This is a genomic window from Ruegeria sp. AI2, assembly GCF_056541275.1.
Map to the genome: position 1 here is coordinate 100,933 of NZ_JBQFYB010000004.1, position 12,585 is coordinate 113,517.

General features: G+C 56.8%; 9 protein-coding genes. 6 read left to right on the top strand and 3 right to left on the bottom strand.

What is annotated here, in order from left to right:
- Positions 1-4: 4 nt before the first annotated feature.
- From ugpE to ACR0LL_RS10930, 3 genes are read left to right on the top strand one after another with little or no spacing between them, the layout of a single operon-like run.
- Positions 5-841, top strand: coding sequence for a sn-glycerol-3-phosphate ABC transporter permease UgpE (gene ugpE, locus ACR0LL_RS10920; RefSeq protein WP_209506351.1), 837 nt, complete (start codon positions 5-7; stop codon positions 839-841).
- A gap of 3 nt (positions 842-844) precedes the next feature.
- Positions 845-1,900, top strand: a complete 1,056-nt coding sequence (gene ugpC, locus ACR0LL_RS10925) for a sn-glycerol-3-phosphate ABC transporter ATP-binding protein UgpC (RefSeq protein ID WP_480586565.1) — start codon at positions 845-847, stop codon at positions 1,898-1,900.
- Positions 1,900-2,835 carry a glycerophosphodiester phosphodiesterase family protein gene (locus tag ACR0LL_RS10930; RefSeq protein ID WP_480586567.1) on the top strand — a complete coding sequence of 312 codons (936 nt, stop codon included), beginning with the start codon at positions 1,900-1,902 and terminating at the stop codon, positions 2,833-2,835. Before ugpC ends, ACR0LL_RS10930 begins: the two co-directional genes overlap by 1 nt.
- Positions 2,836-2,907: 72 nt before the next feature.
- Here ACR0LL_RS10930 and ACR0LL_RS10935 read toward each other — a convergent pair whose 3' ends face one another.
- Both ACR0LL_RS10935 and ACR0LL_RS10940 read right to left on the bottom strand, forming a co-directional pair.
- On the bottom strand, positions 2,908-4,593 hold the full coding sequence (locus ACR0LL_RS10935; protein WP_267365576.1) for a tryptophan halogenase family protein: 1,686 nt from the start codon (positions 4,591-4,593) through the stop codon (positions 2,908-2,910).
- A 65-nt stretch (positions 4,594-4,658) separates the two neighbouring features.
- Entirely contained in the window at positions 4,659-6,185 is a 1,527-nt protein-coding gene (locus tag ACR0LL_RS10940) for a malonate--CoA ligase (protein WP_480586570.1), read from the bottom strand.
- 280 nt (positions 6,186-6,465) lie between these two features.
- Here ACR0LL_RS10940 and ACR0LL_RS10945 point away from each other — a divergent pair, with 280 nt between their 5' ends.
- Genes ACR0LL_RS10945 through ACR0LL_RS10955 form a run of 3 tightly spaced genes read left to right on the top strand, consistent with a single transcriptional unit; the run spans position 6,466 to position 10,215 of the window.
- The gene (locus ACR0LL_RS10945; protein ID WP_480586573.1) at positions 6,466-7,992 is read left to right on the top strand and encodes a DUF4153 domain-containing protein; all 1,527 of its coding nucleotides are present in this window, start codon (positions 6,466-6,468) and stop codon (positions 7,990-7,992) included.
- A 13-nt stretch (positions 7,993-8,005) separates the two neighbouring features.
- Positions 8,006-8,698, top strand: coding sequence for a response regulator (locus tag ACR0LL_RS10950; RefSeq protein WP_480586575.1), 693 nt, complete (start codon positions 8,006-8,008; stop codon positions 8,696-8,698).
- Positions 8,683-10,215 (top strand): sensor histidine kinase, encoded by a 1,533-nt coding sequence (locus ACR0LL_RS10955; protein WP_480586577.1) that lies wholly within the window; start codon positions 8,683-8,685, stop codon positions 10,213-10,215. Before ACR0LL_RS10950 ends, ACR0LL_RS10955 begins: the two co-directional genes overlap by 16 nt.
- A gap of 365 nt (positions 10,216-10,580) precedes the next feature.
- Here ACR0LL_RS10955 and ACR0LL_RS10960 read toward each other — a convergent pair whose 3' ends face one another.
- On the bottom strand, positions 10,581-12,536 hold the full coding sequence (locus ACR0LL_RS10960; RefSeq protein ID WP_480586578.1) for a DUF3604 domain-containing protein: 1,956 nt from the start codon (positions 12,534-12,536) through the stop codon (positions 10,581-10,583).
- Between the last annotated feature and the right edge of the window lie 49 nt (positions 12,537-12,585).

Genomic DNA, 12,585 nt, shown 5'->3' on the forward strand with positions numbered 1-12,585 from the left:
CGGAATGGTCGAAAAGCGCGGAGCGGGTATCTGGCTGACACATGCCCTGATGATCCTTGGCGTCCTGGTCATCTTCTTTCCGATTTGGCTGGCATTTGTCGCCTCAACCGTTACCCAGCCGGAAGTTGTATCACCACCCATGCCGCTTTTGCCGGGTGATCAGTTCTGGGAGAACTACAAGGCAGCCTTGTTTTCCGGCGTGAATGTCCCCGTCGCAACGATGCTGTTCAACAGCCTTGTAATGGCCATCGGGATTGCAGTGGGCAAGATCATCATTTCACTGCTTTCGGCATTTGCAATCGTCTATTTCCGCTTTCCCGGTCGAACAACGTTCTTTTGGCTGATCTTCCTGACCCTTATGTTGCCGGTCGAAGTGCGCATCGTTCCGACATTTGAGGTCGTGGCCGGGTTCGGCATGCTCAACAGCTACTACGGACTGATCTTTCCGCTGATCGCCTCGGCCACGGCGACCTTCCTGTTCCGTCAGTTCTTCCTGACAATCCCGGACGAGCTGGCCGAAGCTGCGCGTGTGGATGGTGCCCGGCCTATGCGGTTTTTCATCGATATCGTCGTACCGATGAGTCGGACAAACATCGCGGCACTGTTCGTCATCCTGTTTATCTATGGGTGGAACCAGTATCTGTGGCCGCTGCTTATCACCACCGACCCTGAAATGAACACCATTGTGATGGGCATCAAGCAGATGTTCCCGTCTGGCGATGATGTGGCTGATTGGCCGGTCATCATGGCAACCTCCATTCTGGCAATGATCCCACCGGTCATCGTGGTGGTGTCGATGCAAAAGCTTTTTGTCCGCGGCCTTGTCGATAGCGAGAAATAGAAAATGGCAACAGTAACCCTGGAGAATGTCAAAAAGAGCTTTGGCCCGACAGATGTCATACATGGCATCGACATCCACATCGAAGATGGCGAGTTCATTGTCATCGTCGGCCCTTCGGGCTGCGGAAAATCCACGCTGTTGCGGATGGTGGCAGGGCTTGAGACCGTGACCGCGGGTGAAATCCGGATTGGTGCGGAACGGGCCAACGAAAAAGAGCCGATGGATCGTGACATTGCCATGGTGTTCCAGAACTATGCGCTCTACCCGCATATGTCGGTCCGGCAGAACATGGGTTATGGCCTTAAGATCGCAGGGTTGCCCAAGGCTCAGATCGATCAAAAAGTGACCGAGGCGGCCAGGCTGTTGCAGCTTGAACCTTTGCTCGACCGCAAACCCAGACAATTGTCAGGCGGCCAACGTCAGAGGGTGGCTATGGGGCGCGCGATTGTCCGTGAACCTGCGGTGTTCCTGTTTGACGAACCACTTTCGAACCTGGACGCAAAGCTTCGCGTGCAGATGCGGCTTGAGATTCGTGAACTACAGGAAAAACTGGGGATCACGTCGCTTTATGTAACCCACGATCAGGTTGAAGCCATGACAATGGCCGACAGGATGATCGTCATGAACGGCGGTATCGCCGAACAGGTTGGCACACCGCTAGAGGTATACGAAACGCCAAGAACCCTATTTGCGGCACAGTTCATCGGCAGCCCCGCGATGAATGTCTTTGACGCCCAACGCGAAAACGGAACCGTCATGATTGGTGGGGTCGCGGTTGGTTCGTCGCAGGGCCCTGATACTGCCTTCAAGCTGGGGGTACGACCCGAGCATCTATTGCTGGACGACAATGGCCCGATTGAGGCTACGATTCAGATGGCAGAGCCACTGGGGGCAAACACGCTGTTGCACGGTCAACTGACCGGCTTGGGCGATCCGATCACGATCAGCCTTCCTGGTGTGCACCCGATCGAAGGCCGACATCCGAACATGCGGTTTTCTGTGTCCTCAGACCATATGCATCTGTTTGACCGATCCACCGGTGAAAGGCTGGAAGGCTGATGGCATTCCCTCAGGTCGAGGCTTTCCGGGGTGGCGACAACCTGATCCGCATCGTAGGCCACCGGGGTGCGCGAGGTGTGTTGCCTGAAAACAGCATGATTGGCTTCGACTTTTCGCTGTCCATTGGCGTGCTGCTTCTGGAGTTTGATGTTGTCCTCACGGCTGACGACATCCCCGTCATAACCCATAATCACCGGCTGCACGCCCCCAGTTTTCGCGATGCTGACGGCCAGTTTTTGACCGGGGAAGAGCCGAAGGTTTCAACTCTGACGTTTGAGCAGATTCAGAAGTTCGATATCGGGCGGTTGGATGGGAATTCTGCCTATGGTCGGCGATTTCCAGATCAGGCGCTAATGGATGGCGTTCGCGTTCCAAGACTGCTTGACCTGCTGGATCTGGTGAGTGACCCCCTACATAGCGATGCCTGTCTGATGCTCGAGCTGAAATCGGACCCCGATTTGGCCCATGACGCGCGCTACAGAGAGAAGTTTGTCAGTCTTGTCCTGCAAGAGGTTCGTTCCAAGGCCCTGTCGTCGCGTGTGGTGCTGCACAGTTTCGACTGGAATCTGTTGGAAGAATGTCAGCGGCAGGCGCCGGATATACCATCTTCTTATCTGACCCAGCTTCCCGAAAACGCCGAGGATGTAGGGGAGGATTCGTCCAAGGCAGTCTGCCCGGATTTTCGCGGCCGCGAAGGCGATATTCCGCGATTGGTCAAGCAAGCGGGTGGCTCACTGTGGTGCCCGTATTATGCGGATGTAACTGCTGAAAACGTCGAACTGGCCAAAAATTTGGGCCTTTGCGTTGCGGTCTGGACGGTCAATGACCCTGAAGATATTGCCAGGATGATCGACCTGCGTGTGGATGCCATTGTTTCTGATTATCCGGGTCGGGTTCAAAGGCACTTGTCTGACCGGGGTATGAGCTGGCGCTAAACCGCCCTGAAGGCCGGGGCTGAATGCCTCGCCCTTCAGTTTATTGAATTCCTTCGTAGGGGCAGAGAACCGTTAGAACAGTTGCAAATCCTTCGCGCCGCTTTGGATTTCAGCAAAGTTCGGCATGTTCTGGATCGTAACAGGTGCGGGTTTCGTGCCCGGCATCGCAACCGTCGGTTTCGCCACGTTCGCCATCCCAAAGACCGGTTTTTCCAGCTCACCCCGGATATCGCGCAGCAGCGTTTTATGATCCGGCATCACTTTGACTATCTGCGCAAGATCCTCTTTCGCGCGCTGCATGCCCTGGAACCAAATCACTTTCTTCAACGGCCGCAAACGATCTCGTATGCCGGTACCGTAACCCGTATCATAGACCTGTTTGCCCAACAAAACCGTCTGATAAACGCGATGGTCAAACAGCGTAGCAAATTCCACATCGTGATCCATCGGCAGACGGTGCTGCCACAACTCCAGATTCTCGGCCAACCGATCCGGTATCTTCATCTCTGTCCGCGCGTCGATCCAATAGGGATCATCCTTTCGATTGCCCAATCGGTAGTGCAGGCAGATGAATTCCAGAACCTCGTTATAAAGCTTGTCCATCTGCCGGTTGTATCTTGCCCGCAGTGAAGGGGCGACGTCGCGCGTCGGCAAGTGTTCTGCAAACCAGCGTACTGCGTGGTCAATCATGTGGATCGCGGTACTTTCCAACGGCTCGATAAACCCGCCTGACAGACCGATTGCCACACAATTCTTGACCCAGGCATTGCGCACGCGCCCGACGCGCATCGGGATGATCCGCGGCGTCAAACCCTTGCCGCTGTCACCCAGCCATTCAAGATATTCGTCGGCCGCCTGATCATCCGTTCGATGCGCCGAGGAGAACACATAGCCTGTACCCACACGATTGTAGAGCGGCACCCGCCACGTCCACCCTGCGCCTAGCGCGGTCGACCGCGTGAGGCTTTCGATTTTATTGGGATTGCGGTGTTCGACCTGCAACGCCATGGCGCGGTCATTGGGCAGATAGTCCGAATAATCCAAGAACGGCTCGCCCAGCGCCTGATTGATGATCAAACCACGGAACCCGGTACAATCGATAACCATTTCGATGTCATGACGTCCTGCCCGCTCCAGCATCAGATGGCTGACGTTGCCTTGTTCATCCAGCTCGACCTTCTGTACCTCGTCCTGGATATGCTCGACGCCGCGCTTTGTGCAGACCGTGGTAAGCATACCCGCAAACTTCACCGCATCCAGATGATAGGCATAGCCAAAACGCTGTTCAAACTCGGGCTGACCCAGCTGTCGCGCGCCTTTGCACAGACGTCCCAGATGATCGTGGGGCGAGATGGACTGTGTAAAGTCCCTCTCTCCATTGCCAAAGCGCAGGAAATACTCGGCGGCGTCCAACCCTTCCAGCATCTGGCCATGGGCAAAGGGATTCACGTAATCGATGCGTTTTCCTTTGGGGTCCTTGTTCCAGTTGCAGAACTTCACACCCAGCTTGAAGGACGCGTTTGTCTCGCGGAAAAAATCCCGTTCGGAAATGCCCGCCTGACGCAGCGTGACCGGCATGCGCGGCACCGTAGCCTCACCAACACCCACGGTCGAGATATTGGGGCTTTCGATCAGGCAGATATGTGGTCGGTCTTTTGTTGCTGAAGTGCGTGAAAACACCATGTCCAGGATCAACGCGGTCATCCAGCCTGCCGTGCCGCCACCTACGATGGTGATTTTGCGCAAACGATTGTTCATATTCTTCTGTCCCCATTGGTTTTGAGGACTATATCAAGTTTCCGACGCTTATCTAGGCTCTGCCATTATGTGCCTTGTGACCCGGCTTTGAACATGTCCCTGAACTGGTCACGCAAGATGTTCTTTTGGACTTTTCCCATTGTATTGCGGGGCAATTCATCCAGTTGAATAAGCGTGCGGGGATGTTTGAACCGCGCCAGGCTGTCGCGCACTGCACCCATGACCGCGTCGAGATCCGGAGACTGCCCGGGTTCCGCTACAATCAGGCCCAGCACGGTTTCACCGAAGTCGGGATGCGGCACACCGATCACTGCGCTCTCCAGAACACCGGGGTGACTGTCCAAAACCAGCTCAACTTCCTTGGGGTAGATATTGTAGCCACCCGAGATGATCAGGTCCTTGTTGCGCCCGACGATATGGACATACCCATCTTCGTCGACCCGTCCCAGATCACCGGTGATGAAAAACCCGTTCTCGCGCAGCTCGGCAGCCGTCTTTTCCGGCATCTGCCAATATCCCTTGAACACGTTTGGGCCACGCACTTCGATCTCACCGATTTCACCCTGCGGCAAAGGGTTGCCGTCTGCATCGCATATCTTCAGTTCGACCCCCGGCAAGGGAAACCCGACCGTGCCCGCGCGACGTTCGCCGTCATAGGGGTTTGAGGTGTTCATATTGGTTTCAGTCATGCCATAGCGTTCTAGGATACGATGCCCGGTACGCTCCTGGAATTGTGCATGGGTATCCGCCAGCAATGGGGCCGAACCCGAAACGAACAGGCGCATATGTTTGGTCAGCTCGCTGGTAAAACGCGCGTCTGCCAGCAGGCGCGTATAGAAGGTCGGAACGCCCATCATCGACGTGGCTCCGGGCATTCTGTTAATGATCTGATCCGGGTCGAATTTTGGCAGCCAGATCATGCGTCCGCCGACAGCCAAAATGATGTTGGTGGCCACGAACAGCCCATGCGTATGAAAGATCGGAAGCGCGTGCAACAGAACGTCTTCCGACGTGAACCGCCACTCTTTGACCAGTGTCCGTGCATTGGACAACAGGTTGTTCTGGGTCAGCATCGCGCCCTTTGAACGTCCGGTGGTGCCCGACGTGTAAAGAAACGCCGCCAGATCCTCACCGTCCCGATCCACGGTCGCAAAGCTGTCTGGCATTGCAACCGCCAGATCCATCAGCGAGCCCGAGCCATCCGCATTCAGCGTTTCCACCCTGCCCCCGAAACGCGCGGCAATCGGGGTCAATTGGTCTTTGCTTCGGCCATCGCAGACAACAAGTGACGCGCCGCTGTTTTCGATGAAATACGTCAGTTCGTCCACGGTATAGGCGGTGTTCAGCGGCAGGAAAACCAGGCCTGCCTGCGCGCATGCCGCGTATAGCGCCAGCGCCTCAGGCGATTTATCGACCTGAGCCGCAACCCGGTCCCCGGGTTTTAGGCCCAGTTGCGTGGCCACATGGGCGATCCGGGCGGCTGTGCTCAGAAAGTTTCGATAGGTGATGGTCGTCCCGTCTGTCAGGTGCAGGAAAACCGTATCTTTGTCGGCGTGAATGCCAAACAGATCATCATAGAGAGGGTTAGCCATGTTCGATCCTCCGTTTCCCCAGCCATAACGGCGAACCGCTTCTCAGGGGAAGGTTCAACTGTGTCACACTGCGCTTTTGCTTGCAGTTCAATGTCTGGACACGTCGCATTTATTGCGCGGTGCGATTTGCTGCTCGGAAATCGTGGTTGGTAATGCCTTTCACCGCCTCTGCACATTTTCTGCACGAAAGCCCCATGAAGGCTGCGGATACTTCGCGCCAAAGATGCAAGCGCCGCAGGCAATCTGCCGGGAAAGGAAACCTGCAAGCTGGAGACAGGACATGAGGCAGGAACTGACAATTCGCGGCGTGCCGGACAGCATCGTGCTGGACGCGTGGTGGCTGGGAAAGATGGACGAGGCCCCGCGGTGGGGAGGCAACAGACGACAGCAGAGTGGTTCTCTGATGTCTACTCTGAAAATGCGCCATGCGATCCCGCTTCTTGCATCGCTGGTTGCACTTGCAGATTGGCTGTTTTGGGAACAGCCGCTAGGCATTTCTGTCTCAGTCTTCGCGCTGGTCTTGTCCGCCGCGATCATGGCGATGAAGCCCCGGCGGGCGACTGCAACGGAGTGGCTCATAGCCGCCGCATTCGCGTTATTGACCAACCTGCCGGTAGTCATCGATTTGCAGCTTCTATCTTTATTGTTCAGCCTTGCTGGTTTGGTCAGTCTGGCCACCTGGGCGCTATTCGGTCAGGCCGTAAACGAACGTCTGCTGCTGCGCTCCGCCCTGCGCCTGCCTTCCATCGGCGCGACGCTTTTGCTGCGCGACACATGTCGCACCGCAGTGGCCGCCGATCTTGGGTCCGACAGCCGCCGCCACGCAGCCTCGCTGGCCTTGCCGCTGCTATTGGGTACGGTCTTCCTTGCCTTGCTGGCCGCCGCCAATCCGGTGCTGGAAGACCTTCTGGCAGAGCTGGACCCAAGTCTTCTGTTCGAAGGGTACTTTTGGCTGCGGCTTCTGTTCTGGGGTGTTATGGCCTCGCTACTGTGGCCGTTCCTTAACCTCAGCGATCCATGGCTGGGCGGCATTGCCCGCCCAGCCACCATGCCGAAGACAGGCCCAAGCCGGGCCGCATTTCTGATCAATCCAATCTCGGTGCGCAATTCGCTGTTGCTGTTCAACCTGATGTTCCTTGTACAAACCGTGATGGACCTTGGTATCCTGACCGGCGGTGTATCCCTGCCTCAAGGGATGAGCTATGCCGCTTATGCCCATCGGGGCGCTTATCCGCTGGTGGCGACGGCCCTGATGGCGGGCGTATTCACTCTGGTCACTCACAGCATGATCGGCGCGGACCGGACGTTGCGCATTCTGATCTATATGTGGTTGGCGCAAAACGTGTTCCTGGTGCTGACAGCTGCCATCCGGCTGCATCATTACGTCGACGCCTATGCGCTTACCTATTTGCGGGTGGCCGCCTTCATATGGATGGCGCTGGTTTTCACCGGTTTGCTGCTGATCGTGGTGCAAATCCATCGCGGCTTCGGTACAACCTGGCTTCTGCGGCGTTGTTTTGCAGCGCTTCTGGTGGTCTTGTATATCTGCAACTTTGTGAATTTCGCATCAGTCATTGCCAGCTACAATCTGAGCCACGGCAGTGCTCTGACGCAACAGGATACCGGTTACATATGCAGCCTTGGTGCTGATGCTTACCCCGCTATCCGTGATCATGAGACCAGAACCGAACAGCAGGTCTGTGACGTATGGATGCGATATGATCTGAAAAAGGATGCAATCACCAACTGGCGCGAATGGGGCTTTCGGAGATGGCGAATCCAAGCCTATTATCGGCAGCAGAGTTGAAGGACCCCATTTGATGCCTGCACGCATTCTTGTTGTCGACGATGATCCGGATATCCTTGAGGTGACAAGGTTCGCGATTGAAAAGGCAGGTTATGCGCCACTTCTGGCCAGCGACGGCCTGACCGCGCTTGATACAAACCGCCAGGAAAACCCCGACTTGATCGTGCTGGATATCGGGCTGCCCGAAAAGGATGGTCTGGAAGTATGCAGGGACATCCGCAAATCCTCGGACGTGCCGATCCTGTTCCTGACCGCCCGTGATGACGAGGTCGACCGTATCGTCGGGCTGGAACTGGGCGCCGATGATTATCTGACCAAACCCTTTTCCCCGCGCGAATTGGTGGCCCGGATCAAGGCCATCCTGAAGCGCAGCGCGCCGACACCTGCCCAGCCCGATCCGGTGCTGTCGCAAGGCAGCCTGCACCTGGATGCAGAGCGGCACCTGTGCAGGTTCGCGTCAACGCCTGTGACGCTGACCGGATCGGAATTTCGGCTGCTGGCAACTCTGATGGCCCGTCCCGACCGCGTTCTGTCCAGGGCGCAGCTGATCGATGCGCTTTACGGCTACAACATCCACGTCTCGGACCGCACCATTGACAGCCATATACGCAATGTCCGTGCCAAGCTGGCCCAGGCCGGCTGTGCCGAAGGGATCGTGACCATTCACGGTGTCGGCCTCAGGATGGGTGCATGCACGCCCGGCTGAACCGCAAATGGCGCCCCAGATTGTGGACCATCGTTTTGCTGGTGTTGGGCATTGTCCTGTGCCTGCCCTTTGCCGGGTTGATCCTGTTCCGGTTTTACGACAGTCAACTGGTGCAACAGACCGAAGAAAGCCTGCTGACACAGGCTGCGGTTATGTCAGCGGCGTATGCCGAGCTTTATGCAGATGCAGCCGGGATCAAGCCACCCCGTCCGAGTGCAATTTCAACCGAGCACGCGGTGTTCCCATCGCTGTCGGTCAATCGCGAAACGGTTCTGCCGCCGCGCCCGGACGCGCGACCGGCAACCGTCCGACCCGGTTCGGTTCATCAGGCCATCGCCGCCCCGCTAAGCCGCATCGCCAACGCCGCCCAGGCGCAAACCCTTGCGGGTTACCGGATGCTGGATGTCGATGGGAACGTGTTTGCCGGTACTGCGGAAATTGACCAGAAGCTGGACCATGTTGACGAGGTTCGCGAGGCCCTTTCAGGGAAAACCGTCGCGGTCGCGCGCACCCGAGTACGCGAGGATGCAACGCCTGCGCTTTATACCCTCAGCCGCGGTGCCCGCGTGCGCGTTTTCGTGGCGATGCCAGTGTTCGTGGATCAGACTTTGATCGGCGCGGTTTACCTGAGCCGCACCCCGAACCATATTTTCCGCTTTCTGTACGGCGAACGTTTCAACCTTGCCAAAGCCGCGGCATTTGTCGCTTTATCCACGGCGCTTATCGGGTACGTGTTCTGGCGGTTCATCACCCGGCCGATCCACCTGTTGATCCAGCGCAGCCACGTGGCGGGCCACGGTGGTCAGGCATGGGAACCACCAGACCAACTTGGCACGCGGGAAATCGCGGATCTGAGCCAGAGCTTTCAATCGCTGACGGAACGCTTGCAGGACAAGCAGGATGGATTGAAAACGTACACCGCCCATGTCACCCACGAGCTGAAGTCACCCCTCACCGCCTTGAAAGGCGCGGCAGAGCTGCTGCGCGACGATGATTTGCCACCAGCGCAGAAACACCGCCTGCTGGACACTGTAGACAAAGGTGGAAAGCGGATAGAGGATCTGCTGGCCAACATGCGCGCCTTCAGCCTTGCCGATCAGAGCGCCATCAACGGTACATGCTGTCTGAGCGACATCACTGATCAGCTCGTCCAGACTTTCCCGGCGCTTGCGATCAAGGCTGAGAACAATCACCTGCCCTTACCCGTCGCGGCGCCCACCCTGCACATCATGCTGACACATATGCTTGAGAACGCTCAGCAACACGGCGCACAGAATGCCGTGCTTACAGCCTATCAGGACGACGGTGTCATCTGTCTAAAAATCGCAGATAATGGCGCCGGTATCAGTGAAGGGAACAAGGACAAGGTTTTGCAGCCCTTCTTTACGACAAAAAGAGAGGCCGGTGGCACAGGTATGGGCCTGAATATTGTCAAAGCGACCATGGAAGCAATTGGTGGACAACTCAGTGTTGTGCCAAGCAACCAAGGCGCTTGTTTTCTTCTGACTTTTAATTAATCGGGCGCGCAAGCCGCCTGTAAAAGGGGCAACATTTGCTGTTCAGAAGCTCGGAGGTTCTGTCTATCGAACCGCAGTCGCAGACTTTGCGTTAGCCGCCATTCGCTCTGACACCGCTGCGCGTTTTGGCACATCAATGTCCGAGTGGCGTCAACTTTGCCAAGGATTAGTTCGGGTTGATTACCAAAAGTGAGACAGCTCCGACGCTTTCCAAATGGCTCTTTCCGAACGCCGCCGCCAGCATATTGTTCAGGTTGTGTCGTGTCATTCCACCGAGACCTGTTTTCGCACGAGCGGCGGTGCCACCCTCAACCGCACCATCGAACAGTCGATCGCGTTATTTTCGACCCAAACTTGGCAATCAGTCAGCCTTGCGGCGTGTACCAGATTGGAGACGTGTAGGCACGCTCTTGCTGCGAAGTAGGAGCGCCTTCAGGGATGTCGATACCGTAGCGGTATGCGTCGTAGACGTACCAAGGTGGTGTCGGAATCTCGAGCACACGCGCGTAATAGAAAGCCGGGCGCGCCGGGTCGAATTCAGGATCAGTCCAGATTGTCGCAAGTTCCGCGGCACCAATGGTGTTGGTCCAGGTTGCGGAAGCAACATCCACAGTGTCACCAACGGGCGGAACCTTTCCGTCGCTGCCAGTTTCGCGTTCGTCTGACCAGGCGACGTCAAAGACTTTCTCATCGGTCGTCCCGTCCTCATTGAGCCAACCTTTCACGATTTGCACACGGTCGAGATTAGCGCCAATTGGATCACGAAGGGCTGCCACCATGAACCTTGGTGCCTGTGCACCTTCGGAGGGGGACATAAGGTCGGCGCCCATCGGTACGCCTTTTGCATATCCAACCGTCGCCGGAATGCGGGAATTCAGGTCTGCCTCGTCAAAATCCCACCCGCCAAAAAACCGCACGGCGATACGCGGTCCCGTTGTCGCATAGACTTCCTTGCGAGCCATGGCGTCGAAGATACTCTCGCGTGTATTCTCTTCCGCCCAAACGGCCGTGAGGCCCGAAGCGAGCATCTGCCAGGCAAAGAGTTCGCCATGCTCGGACTTCATAAACGGATGTTGCATCCGTTCCGCTGACGGCTCGTAACCGGTGTGTTTGCCAAAGAAGTTTTCTTCCTCAGCCGTGACCAGCCCTGTATGGCTGTCGGTGGCACCGCTTACGCCGAACTTATAGGGATTTGTCCCAAACTTTGCTTCCAGCGCCAGACCGCTTTTCAACCCTTCACGCGCATACTCCTGCGCCAGCATGTCATCAGTTTTAGGCGCGGACAGATCAAGGTTCCCGACATCCCAGTTGTAATAATCGGCAAACTCGTCGTTGGGGCTCAGAAACGGATGCGCTTCGCCGTCGCCCTTGATCTGGGTGATTTCGTAGAGAGGCTCCCACCTTGCACGGGACTCGACGTATTCTTGTGTGACTTCGGACCCGTCAAAACGAGTTTCGACGGGAAACATGACGCCGTTTGACAGGTTGCCATTGTGCGCCAGCGCCAGCACTGCGCCATTGGTCTTTTCTTCATAGGCCTCGAGATAAGCGTACAAGTCCATCGGATCCGGGCTGCCCCATGGTGGCGTCATCACCATCGGCACGACCTGTCCCACACGCGCTGGCCCGTCGCGGAAAATGACGTTGCGGTGCATGTTGTTCCCCGCAACGAGTGAGGTCCACTCAAACCCCAGCATGGGAGTGAAAATGCCAGGATCGTAGAACCGCTCGGCAGTCCGCAGGTTGTCCGACCAGATCGTCGCGAAACGACGCGCGCCGGGCATGTAACTGTTGAACAGATCAACCTCTACCTCTCCCTGCGAGACCGTTGTGATCAGGTCAAGCGCGGTTTCCACGGCCTTTTGACCTCCGGATCGAAATCCTTCGGACCAGCGCCGTCCTTGCTCGTAGCGCGTTACCGCAGGGTTTGCGGCAAGCGCGTCGAGGATCATCCCCATCCCGTCCGAGTGATCAGTGATCGCCAGCCAATCCAATGGTCGCGAGAGTCGTACCGGCTGCCCGGACGAGGCTATGACTTCTTCCCCACGCGCAAACCGATATGCATCCTCGTGGGTCAGCCGTGCGCCGAAGCCACCAGCGTCCATCGATTGTCCGGTATGAAGATGTGTATCACCCCAGAGCGGCCGCTCCGGGAACGAGCGCCCAGCATAGGGAGAATAGGCCGGCGCGGGGTAGGACTCTGCAAGCTGCTCCGCCGAAGGCGTCCATTCCTGTGCGCCTGAAGGTATGGCCATTGTGAGCACAACAGTCGAGGTCAGAGCCGCGGATGCCAGAAAAATTTGGTGTTGAAACTGTTTCATATTCCCCCCCTACGATTCAATGTTACTAGTATAATCCGAAATTGCAGGG